16 protein-coding genes are annotated in these 16,619 nt (G+C 70.5%); 5 read left to right on the top strand and 11 right to left on the bottom strand.

Annotation, left to right across the window (positions count from 1 at the left end; all coding sequences use genetic code 11):
- Positions 1 to 47 precede the first annotated feature (47 nt).
- Positions 48 to 950 (bottom strand): SAM-dependent methyltransferase, encoded by a 903-nt coding sequence (locus tag ACYUED_RS25660; protein WP_491285452.1) that lies wholly within the window; start codon positions 948 to 950, stop codon positions 48 to 50.
- Positions 951 to 1,263: 313 nt separating this feature from the next.
- Between ACYUED_RS25660 and ACYUED_RS25655 the strand changes: the two genes are divergently transcribed.
- On the top strand, positions 1,264 to 1,446 hold the full coding sequence (locus tag ACYUED_RS25655) for a hypothetical protein (protein WP_491285451.1): 183 nt from the start codon (positions 1,264 to 1,266) through the stop codon (positions 1,444 to 1,446).
- A 19-nt stretch (positions 1,447 to 1,465) separates the two neighbouring features.
- Here ACYUED_RS25655 and hemB read toward each other — a convergent pair whose 3' ends face one another.
- Entirely contained in the window at positions 1,466 to 2,458 is a 993-nt protein-coding gene (gene hemB, locus ACYUED_RS25650; RefSeq protein ID WP_491285449.1) for a porphobilinogen synthase, read from the bottom strand.
- Between the two features lie 183 nt (positions 2,459 to 2,641).
- Between hemB and ACYUED_RS25645 the strand changes: the two genes are divergently transcribed.
- Entirely contained in the window at positions 2,642 to 4,033 is a 1,392-nt protein-coding gene (locus ACYUED_RS25645; RefSeq protein ID WP_491285447.1) for an FAD-binding oxidoreductase, read from the top strand.
- 99 nt (positions 4,034 to 4,132) lie between these two features.
- Here the strand turns inward: ACYUED_RS25645 and ACYUED_RS25640 are convergent, their stop codons facing one another.
- From ACYUED_RS25640 to ACYUED_RS25620, 5 genes are all read right to left on the bottom strand, one after another.
- On the bottom strand, positions 4,133 to 5,836 hold the full coding sequence (locus tag ACYUED_RS25640) for a bifunctional uroporphyrinogen-III C-methyltransferase/uroporphyrinogen-III synthase (protein WP_491285446.1): 1,704 nt from the start codon (positions 5,834 to 5,836) through the stop codon (positions 4,133 to 4,135).
- On the bottom strand, positions 5,833 to 6,804 hold the full coding sequence (hemC, locus tag ACYUED_RS25635; RefSeq protein WP_491285445.1) for a hydroxymethylbilane synthase: 972 nt from the start codon (positions 6,802 to 6,804) through the stop codon (positions 5,833 to 5,835). Before hemC ends, ACYUED_RS25640 begins: the two co-directional genes overlap by 4 nt.
- Positions 6,801 to 8,597 carry a glutamyl-tRNA reductase gene (locus ACYUED_RS25630; protein ID WP_491285443.1) on the bottom strand — a complete coding sequence of 599 codons (1,797 nt, stop codon included), beginning with the start codon at positions 8,595 to 8,597 and terminating at the stop codon, positions 6,801 to 6,803. Before ACYUED_RS25630 ends, hemC begins: the two co-directional genes overlap by 4 nt.
- The gene (locus tag ACYUED_RS25625; RefSeq protein ID WP_491285441.1) at positions 8,594 to 9,358 is read right to left on the bottom strand and encodes a redox-sensing transcriptional repressor Rex; all 765 of its coding nucleotides are present in this window, start codon (positions 9,356 to 9,358) and stop codon (positions 8,594 to 8,596) included. The genes ACYUED_RS25630 and ACYUED_RS25625 overlap by 4 nt, the downstream gene beginning before the upstream one ends.
- Before the next feature lie 247 nt (positions 9,359 to 9,605).
- Entirely contained in the window at positions 9,606 to 9,887 is a 282-nt protein-coding gene (locus ACYUED_RS25620; protein ID WP_491285439.1) for a glutaredoxin family protein, read from the bottom strand.
- A 166-nt stretch (positions 9,888 to 10,053) separates the two neighbouring features.
- Between ACYUED_RS25620 and ACYUED_RS25615 the strand changes: the two genes are divergently transcribed.
- The 3 genes from ACYUED_RS25615 (at position 10,054) to ACYUED_RS25605 (ending at position 13,525) form a co-directional block, all read left to right on the top strand.
- Entirely contained in the window at positions 10,054 to 10,965 is a 912-nt protein-coding gene (locus tag ACYUED_RS25615) for an HAD family hydrolase (RefSeq protein ID WP_491285437.1), read from the top strand.
- Positions 10,966 to 11,301: 336 nt separating this feature from the next.
- A complete protein-coding gene (locus ACYUED_RS25610; protein ID WP_491285435.1) occupies positions 11,302 to 12,075 on the top strand; it encodes an ECF subfamily RNA polymerase sigma factor, BldN family in 774 nt (257 codons plus the stop codon).
- A 226-nt stretch (positions 12,076 to 12,301) separates the two neighbouring features.
- The gene (locus ACYUED_RS25605; RefSeq protein WP_491285433.1) at positions 12,302 to 13,525 is read left to right on the top strand and encodes a DUF5667 domain-containing protein; all 1,224 of its coding nucleotides are present in this window, start codon (positions 12,302 to 12,304) and stop codon (positions 13,523 to 13,525) included.
- Between the two features lie 114 nt (positions 13,526 to 13,639).
- On the opposite strand, the gene ACYUED_RS25600 is transcribed toward ACYUED_RS25605, so the two are convergent.
- The 4 genes from ACYUED_RS25600 to ACYUED_RS25585 all read right to left on the bottom strand — a co-directional run bounded on the left by ACYUED_RS25600 (position 13,640) and on the right by ACYUED_RS25585 (position 16,509).
- Positions 13,640 to 14,692 carry a lysophospholipid acyltransferase family protein gene (locus ACYUED_RS25600; RefSeq protein WP_491285432.1) on the bottom strand — a complete coding sequence of 351 codons (1,053 nt, stop codon included), beginning with the start codon at positions 14,690 to 14,692 and terminating at the stop codon, positions 13,640 to 13,642.
- A gap of 14 nt (positions 14,693 to 14,706) precedes the next feature.
- Positions 14,707 to 15,768 (bottom strand): NAD-dependent epimerase/dehydratase family protein, encoded by a 1,062-nt coding sequence (locus tag ACYUED_RS25595; protein ID WP_491285430.1) that lies wholly within the window; start codon positions 15,766 to 15,768, stop codon positions 14,707 to 14,709.
- 280 nt (positions 15,769 to 16,048) lie between these two features.
- Positions 16,049 to 16,147: a 30S ribosomal protein bS22 gene (locus ACYUED_RS25590; RefSeq protein WP_003948845.1), complete on the bottom strand. Its 99-nt coding sequence runs from the start codon at positions 16,145 to 16,147 to the stop codon at positions 16,049 to 16,051.
- Between the two features lie 152 nt (positions 16,148 to 16,299).
- On the bottom strand, positions 16,300 to 16,509 hold the full coding sequence (locus tag ACYUED_RS25585) for a helix-turn-helix domain-containing protein (protein ID WP_016437488.1): 210 nt from the start codon (positions 16,507 to 16,509) through the stop codon (positions 16,300 to 16,302).
- Positions 16,510 to 16,619: the final 110 nt, after the last annotated feature.

Raw genomic sequence — 16,619 nt, 5'->3', positions numbered from 1 at the left:
ACAGGCCGAAATTGCCCCCTCCAGGAGTCTTCGGGAACGTTTTCCGGTCAGCCCTTGCCGCCGACCGCCGCGTACACGTTGATGTCAGCGTCCGTGACGTCGTTGATGTCGGCGTAGCGCACCTTCTCGATGTCGTCGAGGGCCGCCAGGTAGGAGGCGTCGGGCTGCTCCGGGACGGGAGCGGCGTCGTCGGCGCGCCAGTGGTGGGCGGGGACCACGCCGGGATCCGCCAACTCCAGGGAGTTCTCCGTGAAGAACCGCGCGACCTCCGCCTCGGAACGCAGTACGAAGGTGAATCCCCGCTCGGTGTAGGTGCGCTGGACCGCGCGGATGTTCTCGGGGTTGAGGTCCTCGGTGAGATGGCTGAGCACCAGCCGGCTCCCGGACGGAAGCGCCTCGACGAGTTCGCGCACGATCGGGTACGCCTCCTCGTCCTCGACGAAGTGCAGGAGTGCCACGAGGCACAGCGCGACGGGCCGGTCGAAGTCCAGCGTCTTCGCGGCCTGTTCGAGGATCTGCGCGGGGTTCTTGAAGTCGGCGTCGATGTAGTCCGTACGGCCCTCGGGCCCACTCGTGAGCAGCGCCCGCGCGTGGGCGAGCACCACCGGGTCGTTGTCGACGTACACGACCCGCGAGTCGGGGGCGATCCGCTGGGCGATCTGGTGGACGTTCTCCGCGGTGGGCAGGCCGGTACCGATGTCGAGGAACTGGCGTATGCCGTGGTCCTCGGCCAGCGTGTTCACCGCCCGCCGCAGGAAGTCGCGGTTGTGCCGTACGTCGAGGTAGCCGCGCGGGTTGGCGGCGAGTGCGGCGGCGGCCGCCGCCCGGTCGACGGGGTAGTTGTCCTTGCCGCCGAGGAAGACGTCGTAGACGCGGGCGGGGTGCGCCTTGGTGGTGTCGATCCTCCTTCTCAGCTCGGCGGGATCCTGGCTGAGGGCGTCACCGGACATGGGCGTCTCCGTGGCGAGTCGGGGTGGTCTTCACGGGCCGACGACGAGGTCGTCCAGGAGCCGACGGCCGGTCGTCAACAACCTAACTCCCGGCGGAACTTGATGGTGCCCGTGCCGTGATCTCACGGCTCCGGAGCAGGCCCGGGGCCGGCGAAGCGTCCCGGACCGCGCCTCCGGGACATGACGTCCCAGCAGGTCAGAGGGCATCCCGCCGGTCCGGCGTCCCGAATCGCGCGGGGAGTGTGGCGAGCCGGGCCGTTCACGACGCAGGCTGGTGCCCCGACCCCCAGTTCGCCATCGAGAGGGCCGCGCCATGTCCGCATCCCCCACCCGCATCCGAGCCCGCCTGCTCCTCGCCGCGACGGCCGCACTCGCCGCGCTCGTGCTCGCGGCGTGCAAGGACGGCGAGGGCCTGCGCGACGAGGGACCGTCGTCCGTGAGCAGTCCCACCTCGCACTCGGCCCCCGGGCGGGCTCCCTCGCCGTCGGCCCCGTGAGCGCCGCTCCCGCCGGTGCTCAGCGCAGCTTCTGCGCGGCCTCCACGGCCCAGTACGTCAGGATGTTCTGCGCGCCCGCCCGCCTGATGCCGGTCAGCGTCTCCAGGATCGCCCGGTCGCGGTCGATCCAGCCCTTCTCGGCGGCGGCCTCGACCATCGAGTACTCGCCGGAGATCTGGTAGGCGGCCACCGGCACGTCCACGGCGTCGGCGACGCGCGCCAGGACGTCGAGGTAGGGCCCGGCCGGCTTGACCATCACCATGTCGGCGCCCTCTTCGAGATCGAGCGCCAGCTCCCGCAGGGACTCGCGGACGTTCGCCGGATCCTGCTGGTAGGTCTTGCGGTCGCCCTTCAGCGACGAGCCGACGGCCTCGCGGAACGGCCCGTAGAAGGCGGACGCGTACTTCGCGGTGTAGGCGAGGATCGCGACGTCCTCCCGCCCGATCTGGTCGAGCGCGTCACGGACGACCCCGATCTGCCCGTCCATCATCCCGCTCGGCCCCACCACATGGGCGCCCGCGTCGGCCTGGACCTGCGCCATCTCGGCGTACCGCTCAAGGGTGGCGTCGTTGTCGACGCGCCCTTCTGCGTCGAGCACCCCGCAATGCCCGTGATCGGTGGTCTCGTCGAGACACAGATCGGACATGACGAGCAGGTCGTCGCCCACCTCGGCCCGCACGTCGCGGATCGCGACCTGCAGAATCCCGGCAGGATCCGTCCCCGGCGTCCCGAGGGCGTCCTTCTTCTCCTCCTCCGGCACGCCGAACAGCATGATCCCGGAGATCCCGGCCGCCACCGCCTCGGCGGCCGCCTTCTTCAGGCTGTCGCGCGTGTGCTGTACGACGCCGGGCATGGCGGCGATCGGCACGGGCTCGCTCACGCCCTCGCGCACGAATGCCGGGAGGATGAAGTCCGCAGGGTGCAGCCGGGTCTCGGCGACCATGCGCCGCATGACGGGAGTGGTGCGCAGCCGCCGCGGCCGGGTGCCGGGAAAGGATCCGTACGTCGTCATGGCGCCTACGCTACGCCCGGCTCAGGGGCGCCTTTGCCGACGGACCGTCGGCGCCCGGACACCCGCCATGCGCCCCTCACACCCCGGGTCCATCCTGAGAGAGCCGACCGAACGAGGGGACCCCGACGGCCCCTCCCGCCACCTGCCGCCGCCGTCCCTCCGTCACGCACCGCGGAGGACGAGATGACCACCACCCACCACACCCCGGACCTGTTCGCCCTGTCCGAGATCCACGGGCCCGTCCTGCGCCCGGGCGACGACGCCTACGTCGCCGAGGTCACCGGCTTCAACCTGGCCGCCATCCACCGTCCCGACATCGTGGTCGGAGCCAAGGGCACCGACGACGTCGTCACGGCGATGCGCTGGGCCGCGGCCACCGGCACACCGGTCGCCGTCCAGGCCACCGGCCACGGCGCGAACTTCCCGATCGACGGCGGGCTGCTCATCAGCACCACCCGCCTGACGGACGTGACGATCGACCCGGCCGGACGGACGGCGACGGTCGCCGCCGGCGCGAAGTGGCGCCACGTCCTGGAGGCGGCCGCCCCGCACGGTCTCGCCCCGCTCAACGGCTCCTCCTCGGACGCGGGCGTCGTCGGCTACACGCTGGGCGGCGGTCTCCCCATCCTCGGCCGGGCCTACGGCTACGCGGCCGACCGGGTCCGTTCCTTCCAGGTGGTCACCCCCGACGCCGGGCTGCGCACGGCGACCGCCGACACCGAACCCGACCTCTTCTGGGCCCTGCGCGGCGGCAAGGGCAACGTGGGTGTGGTCACCGAGCTGACCTTCGACCTGCTCCCGCTCGCCACGGTGCTGGGCGGCGGCATCTACTTCTCCGGCGAAGACGCGGAGGCGGTGCTCCGCACCTGGACCGACTGGACGACCACGCTCCCCATCGAGATGTGCAGCGCGTACACCCTCCTGCGCCTCCCGCCGATCCCGGAGATCCCCGAGCCCCTGCGCGGCGGCTTCTGGTCTCGCGTCGCCCTGGCCTGGACCGGCGACGCGGAGGAGGGCGAGCACCTGCTGGCACCCCTGCGCGAGGCCGCCCCGGTCGTCCTCGACACCGTGGAGGTGATGCCGTACGCGGCCATGGACCGCATCTACATGGACCCGCAGGACCCGCTCCCCGCCCGCGAAGCCTGCACCCTTCTCAGGGCCCTGCCCCCGGACGCCCTCACGACGTTCCTCGGCCAGGCGGGCCCGGTGGTCCCCGACCTCCCGCTCCTCCTGGTCGAACTCCGCCACATGGGCGGCGAACTCTCCCGCCCCGCCGACATCGAGGACGCCATCTGCGCCCGCGACGCCAGCTACATCCTGGAAACGGTCGGCGTCCTGCCCGACGCCGAGTTCGCGGCAGCCGTGGAATCAGCGACGAGTGCCCTCCACACCGCGATGGCCCCGCACAGCACGGGCCACACGATGGTCAACCTCCACGGCACACCGGGGAACGAGAGGGACCGGGCGCGCGCCTGGACGGACGAGGTCTACGCCCGCCTGAGCCACACGAAGGCGACATACGACCCAGGCAACCTGCTGCGCTTCGGGCATACGGTGACCCCACAACCCGCGTGAGCGCATCCGGCCCGTCCGGCGCCCGAGGACGAGGCCTCTTCAGAGCCGAAGCGGGGGCCCGGGGGCGCAGCGCCCCAGGGACGCGCACCCCCGACCGCCTCAGGTCGTACGACGCCGCCGGGCCCCCGGCCGCCGCTCACTCGGACGGGTAACCGCATCGCCGGCCTCCTGTGCGGCGGCCCGCCGCCGCAGCCCGAAGTCCGCCAGCGCCTCGGCCAGCCTGTGCACGGACGGCTCCGGAGCCATCACGTCCACCCGCAGCCCGTGCTCCTCGGCGGTCTTCGCGGTGGCCGGACCGATACAGGCGATCACCGTCACGTTGTGCGGCTTCCCGGCGATACCCACCAGGTTGCGCACGGTGGAGGACGATGTGAAGAGAACGGCGTCGAAGCCACCCCCCTTGATCGCCTCCCGGGTGTCGGCCGGCGGCGGCGACGCCCGCACGGTCCGGTACGCGGTGACGTCGTCGACCTCCCAGCCCAGCTCGATGAGCCCGGCGACAAGGGTCTCCGTGGCGATGTCCGCCCGCGGCAGGAACACCCGGTCGATCGGATCGAAAACGGGGTCGTACGGCGGCCAGTCCTCCAGCAGCCCCGCAGCCGACTGCTCCCCGCTGGGCACCAGATCCGGCTTCACGCCAAAGGCGACCAGCGCCTTCGCCGTCTGCTCGCCCACCGCGGCGACCTTGATCCCCGCGAAGGCCCGCGCGTCGAGCCCGTACTCCTCGAACTTCTCCCGTACGGCCTTGACCGCGTTCACCGAGGTGAAGGCGATCCACTCGTAGCGCCCGGTGACGAGCCCCTTCACGGCCCGCTCCAGCTGCTGGGGCGTGCGCGGCGGCTCGACGGCGATGGTCGGCACCTCGTGCGGCACGGCCCCGTAGGACCGCAGCTGGTCGGAGAGCGAGGCCGCCTGCTCCTTCGTACGCGGCACGAGAACCTTCCAGCCGAACAGCGGCTTGGACTCGAACCACGACAACTGGTCGCGCTGGGCGGCGGCGGAACGCTCACCGACCACGGCTATCACCGGCCGGCCGCCCTCGGGCGACGGCAGCACCTTGGCCTGCTTCAGGGTCTGCGCGATGGTGCCGAGCGTGGCCGTCCAGGTCCGCTGACGAGTGGTCGTACCAGCCACCGTCACGGTCATCGACGTATCGGGCTTACGGCCTGCCGACACCAGTTCACCGGCGGCGGCACCGACGGAGTCCAGCGTCGTCGACACGACCACGGTCCCGTCCGACGCCCCCACCTCCGTCCAGCACCGGTCCGAGGCCGTGCGGGCGTCGACGAACCGCACGTCCGCGCCCTCGGCGTCCCGCAGCGGAACACCTGCGTACGCGGGCACGCCGACGGCGGTGGCGACACCGGGCACCACCTCGAAGGGCACGCCGGCGCGGGCGCAGGCGAGCATCTCCTCGGCGGCGTACGTGTCGAGTCCGGGATCCCCGGACACCGCACGCACGACCCGCCTGCCGCCCCGCGCGGCCTCCATGACAAGATGTGCGGCATCCCGTACCACGGGGACTCCAGCGGTTGTTGACGAACCGTCAACAACCGCCAGCTGAGGTGTGCCCGTGCCCGGAAGCGGGTCCGACGAAGGGCCCCCGTCCGTGTGCACCTCGGCGGCGCCCTGTCTGGCGTGCTGACGCACCACGTCGAGCACGTCGTGCTCGGCGACCAGTACGTCCGCGTTCGCCAGCGCCTCCACGGCGCGCAGAGTCAGCAGTCCCGGATCCCCGGGTCCGGCACCGAGGAAGGTGACGTGCCCGTGATCGAGGCCGGTGGGAAGGGTGGTGGGGCTCACTGTGCTCGCTCCCCCATCAGACCGGCCGCGCCCTGGGCAAGCATCTCGGCCGCGAGTTCACGGCCGAGCGCCATTGCTTGGTCGTACGTCTCGGGCACGGGACCGGTGGTGGACAGCTGCACCGTACGCGTGCCGTCGGTCGTACCGACTATGCCGCGCAGGCGCATTTCGTTGACAATCTGCCCGTCGGCCAGAAGGTCGGCCAGCGCGCCCACAGGGGCGCTGCACCCGGCCTCCAGGGCGGCGAGCAGTGACCTTTCGGCGGTCACGGCGGCCCGCGTGAACGGGTCGTCGAGTTCGCCGAGTGCCGCGATCAGGTCAGTGTCTTGGGCGGTGTTCCCCGCCCTGCACTCGATCGCCAGCGCCCCCTGGCCGGGGGCGGGCAGAACCGTGTCGACCGACAGGAAGTCGGTCACTTCGTCGATCCGGCCTATCCGGCTGAGGCCGGCGGCGGCGAGGACGACGGCGTCCAGCTCACCGTCCCGCACATACCGGATCCGGGTGTCGACGTTGCCCCGTATCGGGACCGTCTGTATGTCCAGCGCGTGGCTGCGCGCGTACGCGTTCAGCTGCGCCATGCGGCGCGGCGAACCCGTACCGATGCGCGCGCCGCGCGGCAGGTCGGTGAACTTCAGCGCGTCCCGGGCGACGATCACGTCGCGCGGGTCCTCACGCGGCGGGACGGCGGCCAGCGCCAGTTCCGCGGGCTGCGCGGTGGGCAGGTCCTTGAGCGAATGAACCGCGAAGTCGACCTCACCCCGCAGCAGTGCGTCACGCAGCGCCGTGACGAACACTCCCGTGCCGCCGATCTGCGCGAGGTGCTCGCGGGAGGTGTCGCCGTAGGTGGTGATCTCGACGAGCTCGACGGGCCGTCCGGTCACCTGGCTCACGGCGTCCGCCACTTGCCCGGACTGGGCCATGGCGAGTCTGCTTCGCCTGGTCCCGAGTCTCAGTGCCTTGCTGTTCATGCTGGCCCTCGGTTCTTGCTGATCTCTGAGTCGTTTTCGGCCCGGGAGACGGCGGCCACCGCCTCCTGGTCGAGGTCGAACAGGGTGCGCAGCGCGTCCGCGTACCCGGCGCCGCCGGGCTCGGCCGCGAGCTGCTTGACCCGTACGGTCGGCGCGTGCAGCAGCTTGTCGACGACGCGCTTGACGGTCTGGGTGATCTCGCCGCGGTGCTTGTCGTCGAGCCCGGGCAGCCGCCCCTCCAGCCGCGCGATCTCGCTCGCGACGACGTCGGCGGCCATCGTCCGCAGGGCGACCACGGTGGGCGTGATGTGCGCGGCCCGGAGCGCCGCCCCGAAGGCCGCGACCTCGTCGGAGACGATGCGGCGGACCTGGTCGACGTCGGCGGCCATCGGTGCGTCGGCGGAAGCCTCGGCCAGCGATTCGATGTCCACCAGCCGCACCCCGGCCAGCCGGTGCACGGCCGCGTCGATGTCGCGGGGCATCGCGAGGTCGAGGAGGAAGAGGACGGGCGTGGGGCGCGGGGCCTCGACGACCGGCTCGGGCTTACGGCGCTCGGGGATGCGGCCGACGGAGGCGGCGAGGGCGGCGAGCGCCGCGATGGCCTCGGCGTCCTCGGCGGGGTCCAGCACGACGACCGGGGCGGGCGCAGGGGTGGAGCTCTGCGGCCGCGGGGCGTTGTCCACCCAGGCCGCGTGCTGCTCCAGCTCGGAGGCGGCCATTCCGGCCACGGCGGCCTCGCCTAGCACGGAGAAACCGGTGGTGGCCTGCACGGCGGGCAGATCGAGCGGACACCCTGCCTCGGCACCGAGGCCGGCGGGCGCGAACTCATCGGGTACGACGGACTCGGCGGCCGGGACCGACGGGCCGGACGCGGCCGTCGTCGCCGCTGCCGCTGTCGTACGGCCGAAGCCGCCGTCCGCCTGCCCCGCGCTCCCGCCCGACACGCCCGGCGTGCGGCCCTCGGCCGCCCCCGCGATCGTCTCCGCCGAGAGCACCAGCCCGGTCGCCCCCGTACAGGACACCACGACGTCGGCACGTGTCAGCTCGGCCGGCACCGCACCCATCGGTACCGCGCGGGCCGCCACGTCCGTGCCGTCACCCTCGGTGAGTATCTGTGCGAGCCGCTGAGCCCGGTCCGCGGTGCGGTTGGCGATCACGATCTCGGTGACCCCGGCCCGCGCGAGCGTGGCGGCGGCCAGCGAGGACATCGAGCCGGCACCGATGACCAGCGCCTTCTTACCGCGGGCCCACGCCTGGACGTCGGCTCCGGCGGACAACTGCTCCAGGCCGAAGGTGACCAGAGACTGCCCGGCCCGGTCGATGCCGGTCTCGGAGTGGGCACGCTTGCCGACCCGCAGCGCCTGCTGGAACAGGTCGTTCAGCAGCCGTCCCGCGGTGTGCAGGTCCTGCGCCTTGGCCAGCGAGTCCTTTATCTGCCCGAGGATCTGCCCCTCGCCCACGACCATGGAGTCCAGCCCGCACGCCACCGAGAACAGGTGATGGACGGCCCGGTCCTCGTAGTGGACGTAGAGGTAGGGCGTGAGCTCTTCCAGGCCCACCCCGCTGTGCTGGGCGAGCAGCGTGGACAGCTCGGCGACACCGGCGTGGAACTTGTCGACGTCGGCGTACAGCTCGATGCGGTTGCAGGTGGCCAGGACCGCTGCCTCGGTGGCGGGCTCGGCGGCGACCGTGTCCTGCAGCAGCTTGATCTGGGCGTCCGCGCTCAGTGCGGCCCGTTCCAGGACGCTGACCGGGGCGCTGCGGTGGCTCAGCCCGACGACGAGGAGACTCATGCCGGCATCACGGCGGGTACGTCCCCGTCCGGGCCCTGCTCGGTGGACTCCTTGCTGCGGGCGGCAGCCGGTCCCGCGCCGTCGCTCGCCGCGGCCTCCTCGCCGGCCTTGCGCTGCTCGTGGAAGGCGAGGATCTGCAGCTCGATCGAGAGATCGACCTTGCGTACGTCGACGCCGTCCGGGACGGTCAGCACGGTCGGCGCGAAGTTCAGGATGGAGGTGACGCCGGCGGCCACGAGCCGGTCGCAGACCGGCTGGGCGGCACCGGCGGGGGTGGCGATGACGCCGATGCTCACGCCGTTGTCGTCGATGATCTTTTCCAGCTCATCGGAGTGCTGCACCCGGATCCCCGCGACGGGCTTGCCGGCCATCGCCGGGTCTGCGTCTATGAGGGCCGCGACACGGAACCCGCGGGAGGCGAACCCGCCGTAGTTGGCCAGGGCGGCGCCGAGATTGCCGATACCGACGATCACAACCGGCCAGTCCTGGGTGAGCCCCAGCTCACGCGAGATCTGGTAGACGAGATACTCGACGTCGTAGCCCACACCACGGGTGCCGTACGACCCCAGGTACGAGAAGTCCTTGCGCAGCTTCGCGGAGTTGACGCCCGCGGCGGCGGCGAGTTCCTCGGACGAAACCGTGGGTACCGAGCGCTCCGACAGTCCGGTCAGCGCGCGGAGGTACAGCGGAAGCCTGGCGACGGTGGCCTCGGGAATCCCTCGGCTACGGGTCGCCGGTCGGTGAGATCGGCCAGTTGCCACGGTGCTCCTGCGGGTAGAGCGGGGCTGTAGGCGGTCACACGTACCCAGACCGCCCCGTCGACAGCAGGCTATGTCTTTGTGAACGCGTGCACAAAGATGGTGTCCGTTTTGCCCGGCCAACGTGACCGGGGTCACGCACACGCGTCCCAGGCGCATCCCAGGGGGCAAAACCGCCACGCTCCTCGTGAATCCCGCCCCCGAGACCAGATCGCCATCGATCCTAAGCGACGTTCCGTACAGTCTTGTACTAGTCGGTCAGTTCTTTGCGGAGCCGGCCCTCGTCCACCCGCCAGAAGGTGTGCTGCAGGCCGTCGACCAGCACCACGGGGATCTGCTCCCAGTACTCGTCGTGGAGCCCCTTGTCCTGGGTGATGTCCTTCTCCTCCCAGGTAACGCCGAGTTCGCCGCAGACCTTCCCGACCACCAGCCGCGCGTCGTCGCACAGATGGCAGTCGGGTTTGCCGATGAGAGTGACCGTCCGCTCGTGCGGAGCGGGCTTACGTCGAAAGAGGGGACTCATGTCAGCCATTCTCGCGCGCGAGACCCCGACGGCGGGACACCCCGCGAAACCGCCGCGGGGAGGGCAACGAACGGGCGCATCGCATCAGTTCTTTAACGACACGGTCGCGGAGAGTTCACAGCTTCCAAACCTCTCGCGTCCGGAGGCACCGAACAAACTGGCTATGCTCACGGTCATGGCCGCTCTCGGATGGCTCACTCCCCGTAGGCGCTCCGCCACGGCGCGGAGCGTGTTGGCAGGCGAGGCCTCTGCGGAGGCAGCGCGCAAGTCCTCGCAGGACATCCCCCCGGAGGAACCGGTCTTCCCGGTACTCGGCGACGACAAGGCTGCCGCCTTCTTCGATCTCGACAACACCGTCATGCAGGGCGCCGCTCTCTTCCACTTCGGCCGGGGCCTGTACAAGCGGAAGTTCTTCGAGACCCGCGATCTCGCCAAGTTCGCCTGGCAGCAGGCATGGTTCCGGCTGGCCGGCGTCGAGGACCCCGAGCACATGCAGGAGGCCCGCGACTCGGCCCTGTCCATCGTGAAGGGCCACCGCGTCGCCGAACTGCAGTCGATCGGCGAGGAGATCTACGACGAGTACATGGCGGAGCGGATCTGGCCGGGCACACGCGCACTCGCCCAGGCACACCTGGACGCGGGCCAGAAGGTGTGGCTGGTCACGGCGGCGCCGGTGGAGATCGCCACGGTGATCGCCCGCCGCCTCGGCCTCACCGGCGCCCTGGGCACGGTGGCCGAGTCCGTCGACGGCGTCTACACGGGCAAGCTGGTGGGCGAGCCCCTGCACGGCCCGGCCAAGGCGGAGGCGGTTCGCGCGCTGGCCGCGGCGGAGGGCCTGGACCTGACCCGCTGCGCCGCCTACAGCGACAGCCACAACGACATCCCGATGCTGTCCCTGGTCGGCCACCCCTACGCCATCAACCCGGACAGCAAGCTCCGCAAGCACGCCCGCAACCTGGACTGGCGCCTGCGCGACTACCGCACGGGCCGCAAGGCGGCCAAGGTCGGCATCCCGGCAGCAGCCGGCGTCGGCGCGGTGGCAGGGGGAACGGCGGCGGCGATCGCACTGCACAAACGCCGCCGCTGACATCGGAGCAGCACGACGCAGCACGACACGGCGGGTCGGGTCGGGTTTCCCGGCCCGCCCTGCGTTTATCCAGTCCCATTGGCTGCACACGGCCACAACACGCCCTGTTCTCACTCGTAATCCGAACCATTTCGATCAACAACCGGTCACACAACGGCACTTGGTCGGGCGTGAATCGGTTACAGAAGCGACGTAATCGATGATTTGAGCAACTGGGTGTAGCAGCGCCTGCACGAAGCGTTATTCTCCTCAGACGCAAACCGGTACCCCTCCGTCGCTACGACGGGTGAAAGGTCCCGCACTGCACGTGATGGAAGCTCTGCCTCTGGGAGTCCCGTGTACCCACACGTCGGGGTTGACGCCTCGGGCCTGGCTACGCTGCGCGCAACGGTCCTAGACCTGTTGCGCGGCTTCGTCCCCACCGCGTACGCCGTCCCCGCCCTTGCCGTTGCCAACACCCCCGTCGGCCCGTGCTACGCGCTCGCCGACGGCAGCGCCGCCGTCGGCAGGCGCAGCCGCACGGCCGGCACCGCCACCACCCGCCGTCCGGCCGCGGACAGCGACAGCGCCCGCATGATGGACCTGGTCGAACGCGCCCAGGCCGGCGAGGCCGACGCCTTCGGCCGCCTCTACGACCAGTACAGCGACACCGTGTACCGGTACATCTACTACCGCGTCGGCGGCAAGGCCACCGCCGAGGACCTCACCAGTGAGACGTTCCTGCGCGCCCTGCGCCGTATCGGGACCTTCACCTGGCAGGGTCGTGACTTCGGCGCCTGGCTGGTCACCATCGCCCGCAACCTCGTGGCCGACCACTTCAAGTCCAGTCGCTTCCGCCTGGAGGTGACGACCGGCGAGATGCTCGACGCCAACGAGGTCGAGCGCTCCCCCGAGGACTCCGTCCTGGAGTCCCTCTCCAACGCCGCGCTCCTCGACGCCGTACGCCGGCTCAACCCCCAGCAGCAGGAGTGCGTGACCCTCCGCTTTCTCCAGGGCCTCTCCGTCGCCGAGACCGCTCGGGTGATGGGCAAGAACGAGGGTGCCATCAAGACCCTTCAGTACCGAGCCGTACGTACCCTGGCCCGCCTCCTCCCGGACGACGTCCGCTGACGCTCAGTGATACCCAACTAGCAGTCAGTGAAAGTGCGTTGACTTTCCGTTCCGATCATCCGCCGTCCGTAACCCAAGTGCCGACACGCTCGTTGTGCGGGATGCAGGCTCCCTGTGGTCACTCCCTGGCCGTCTTCGATCGCTGGATCGTGTGGATGTGGTCAGAGCGTGCAACCCTCAGGACCCCCTGGGGAGTCGACCGTCATGATGAGAGGAGGTGCCGCCAGTGATCGCGAACGTATCGGCACACCGGCGGGCGAACGCCTTCGCCCAGGCCCTGGAGGAGCAGTCGGACCGGGGCACGGCGGCCGAGCAGTCCGAGGGGCCGCAACCGGCCCCGGCTGCTGCGGAACAGTCCGAGCACGGCCGTTTGTTGGTCCTCACGGAGGGTCTCGGCGAGCTGCCAAGACCGGAGCTGGACCCTGAGGTCAAGGTCGTCCAGCGAGCTCAGCTGGTGGCCGCGTTCGAGGCCATGCTGCAGGAGGGCGCCGGTGGCGAGGCGTCGGATGCTTCGGTACCCCAGCAGCGCTCCCGCGGTGTCCACCGCGCGAGCACACTGGGCAAACTGCGACCCCGGTCGCGGCTGACCAAGGGGCTGGCCGCGGGCGGGCTGAGCGTGGGCGTCGCGGCGGGCGCCTTCGGCGGAGTCGCCGCGGCCAGCTCGGACGCGCTGCCCGGCGACTCGCTCTACGGGCTCAAGCGAGGCATCGAGGACTTCAAGCTCAACTACATGTCCGAGGGGGACGACCAGCGCGGCGTGGCCTACCTCGACCAGGCGTCCACCCGGCTGAATGAAGCCCGCCGTCTGATGGAGCGCGGCCGCGGCGGCGCCCAGCTCGACCACGAGTCCCTCGGCGAGATCCGCCGTACCCTGGCGGGCATGACGCACGACGCGTCCGAGGGCCATCGGCTGCTGCACGAGGCGTACGAGCGCGACCCCGAGTCCCTGGGCCCCATCCAGGCACTCTCCGCCTTCTCGCGCTCGCACCGCGACGCCTGGGGCGCCCTGCGCCAAAGGCTTCCGGTGCAGCTCGGGGACGTCAGCAACCAGCTGTCGTCGGTGTTCGACGCCATAGACGAAGAGGTCGCCCCCCTGCAGTCCCTGCTGCCGCAGTCCCCGGCCCAGGGCGGCGGCGACGGCAAGCGACACGCCTCGGGGACGGCGTCCAAGGGCACCTCCGGCTCCGGTCGGCGGTCGACGACGCCCAGCACCGGCAGCGGCACCTCCGAAGGCGGCCATTCCAGCAGCCCCAGCCAGTCGGCCGGGTCCACCGGAGAGGGCCTGCTCGGAGGCAGCACCGGAGGCCTGCTCGACCCGCCCAAGGACAGCGGCAGTGCCTCCCCGTCCGCAAGCAAGCCCCCTACCAGCGAACCGGACGTGACGATCCCACCACTCCTCCCGGGCCTGCTCCCGGGCCTCGGCATCGACAGCGAGGACACCGGCCAGTAGTCAGGTATCCGGCCAGTCGTCAGGTAGGGCGATGGGGGCGTCTCTCTCAGGAGAGACGCCCCCATCGCCGTACCCAAAACCCTGCGGCGCCCCCCGGAGCCCTCCCGAGCCCCCTCAGAAGAACACCGACCTCCGCTGCACCAGCAATTTGTAGAGGGTGTGCTGGATCTGTTCCCGTACCTGGTCGGTCAGGTTGAACATCAGCATCGGGTCCTCGCCGGCCTCCGGCGGATAGCCGTCCGTCCTGATCGGCTCGCCGAACTGGATCGTCCACTTCGTCGGCAACGGGATCGCCCCCAGCGGGCCCAGCCACGGAAACGTCGGCGTCAGCGGGAAGTACGGGAAGCCGAGCAGCCGCGCCAACGTCTTCGCGTTGCCGATCATCGGGTAGATCTCCTCGGCCCCGACGATCGAGCACGGGATGATCGGCGTGCCGTGCCGCAGCGCCGTGGAGACGAAGCCGCCACGGCCGAAGCGCTGGAGCTTGTAGCGCTCGCTGAAGGGCTTGCCGATGCCCTTGAAGCCCTCCGGCATGACTCCGACCAGCTCGCCCTGCCCCAGCAGCCGATCGGCGTCCTCCGCGCAGGCCAGGGTGTGGCCGAGCTTGCGGGCCAGTTCGTTGACCACGGGGAGCATGAACACCAGGTCCGCCGCCAGCAGCCGCAGATGGCGGCCGGCGGGGTGGTTGTCGTGGACGGCGACCTGCATCATCAGGCCGTCCAGCGGGAGAGTCCCGGAGTGGTTGGCGACGATCAGCGCGCCGCCGTCCGACGGGATGTTCTCGATGCCCTTCACCTCGACCCGGAAGTACTTCTCGTACACCGGGCGCAGCATCGACATCAGGACCTGGTCGGTCAACTCCTCGTCGTAACCGAAGTCGTCGACCTCGTAGTCGCCCGTGAGGCGGCGGCGCAGGAAGGAGAGGCCGCCGGCGATGCGCCGCTCCACACCACCGTCGTTCTGCGCCTGCTGCGGCGGCTGTTCCTCATGCGTCACGGGAACATCATGCTGCGCAGACGCCCTGCCTGGCAGGGGCTGGACGTCCCCGACCAGCGCGGGTTCCGTGGTCCTGCGTCGGCTGCCCACGCCCCGGCGCCGCGGCGGCCGCGGTACGGCACTCCCGCGGGACCGGTCGTCGTCGAACGGAATGACCTTGGCGTCCGCCATCGTTGATGCGCTCCTCAGTTGGCGCTCTGCGTCGGGGGGTGACCGCTGCCCGGGACGGGCAGCGCGGCGATCCGGTCGACGGCCCCCGCGAGGGCCTCCGGCGGCAGGAGCCCGGGTCCGTGACTGCGCGCGAAGTCCGCGAAGGTCTCCGCCGTCGTGTACTTCGGCTTGAATCCGAGCGTCTCACGCATCTGGTCCGTCGCCACGACCCGGCCGTGGGTGAGCAGCCGGATCTGTTCGGGCGAGAAGTCGGTCATGCCCAGCGTGCGCACCAGGGACCCCGCCCAGGTGACCGCCGGCAGCAGCAGCGGCACCGTGGGACGGCCGAGCCGCCTGGAGCACTGGGAGAGCAACAGGACCCCGTCGCCGGCGATGTTGAAGGTGCCGCTGTTGAGCGTGCCCCGCGCCGGCTCCAGCGAGGCGATGCGCAGCACCTCCATGACGTCGTCCTCGTGCACGAACTGCAGCCGCGGGTCGTAGCCGAACACGGTCGGCAGGACCGGCAGCGAGAAGTACGAGGCGAGCGGTGTGTCCGCCGCGGGTCCCAGGATGTTGGCGAACCGCAGCACACAGACGGCCACGTCGGGCCGGCGCCGCGCGAAGCCCCGTACATACCCCTCGACCTCGACCGTGTCCTTGGCGAAGCCGCCGCTGGGCAGGGACTTGGGCGGGGTCGTCTCGGTGAACACCGCGGGATCGCGGGGCGCGGACCCGTACACGTTCGTACTGGACTTCACGACGAGGCGCTTGACGTTCTGCGACTTCTGGCAGGCGCCGAGCAGCTGCATCGTGCCGATGACGTTGGTCTCCTTGACCACGGTCCGGCTGCCGCTGCCGAGCCCCGTCGCGCTCACGTCCATGTGGACGACCGTGTCGGCGCCGGTCTCGGCGAGCACGCGCGCAATGGTGGGCTGCCGGATGTCCGCCAGGATGAAGTCGGCTCCCCCCAGGTGGTGCTCGGGTCGCACCGCGTCCACGGCGATGACCCGGTCAACGTCCGGGTCACGCTGGATCCGTCGTACGAACCGGCCCCCCAGCCTGCGGGCCACTCCGGTCACGAGCACGACCTTGCCCAAGATCTGCGCCTTCCTTCCAGCCCATCCGGTACTCGTAGCCTGCCGTGTTCCCCGTGTGCGGCCAACCTAGCGGGTCGATGTTGCGCTGTGATGACCGCCCAATGCACGACGTGACGACATCCACAGACGTACGAACAGACCAGGCCATGTGAAACCTGTGCGTACGCACAGGGCTTGTGCGCGGTCCCGTGTGCTTCTGGGGGCTTGTGTGAACACCAAACGCCTGTGGCCCCCCACCGGTTGCGGTGGGGGGCCACAGAACACGCTTCTGGAGCGTCGCCTACTTCTTGTTGCGACGCTGAACGCGCGTGCGCTTCAGCAGCTTGCGGTGCTTCTTCTTCGCCATCCGCTTGCGCCGCTTCTTGATAACAGAGCCCACGACAACCCTCGCTCACTTCTCATCACTCGGCGTTGGGCGCCATGGGCCCATACGACCTACAAGGGGCCAGCCTACCCGTCCGAGCGCTGAGGTCGTAATCGAGGGCGCCGGGGAGATCCAGAAGTGCCCTGAGGATCCCCCCGGGGCAGTCGTCAGGCGGTTTCCACCCCCACATAACTCTCGCGGAGGTACTCGTGAACCGCGTTCTCGGGGACGCGGAAGGACCGCCCCACCCTGATCGCGGGCAGATGACCGCTGTGCACCAACCGGTACACGGTCATCTTCGACACTCGCATCACCGAGGCGACCTCCGCCACGGTAAGGAACTGAACCTCGCTCAGAGGCCTCTGCTCAGCAGCCATGACACACCTGAACCTTCCGCACTCGACGGCCACCGGCTTCCCCTTCCGGTGACTCTTCGTCGCTGCGTGCTCACTCCCCAATGTAGGGGCGGGTGATGCGAGTGGGGAAG

Source organism: Streptomyces sp. DF42 (assembly GCF_058267695.1).
This window is presented reverse-complemented; position numbering and strand designations above follow the sequence as displayed.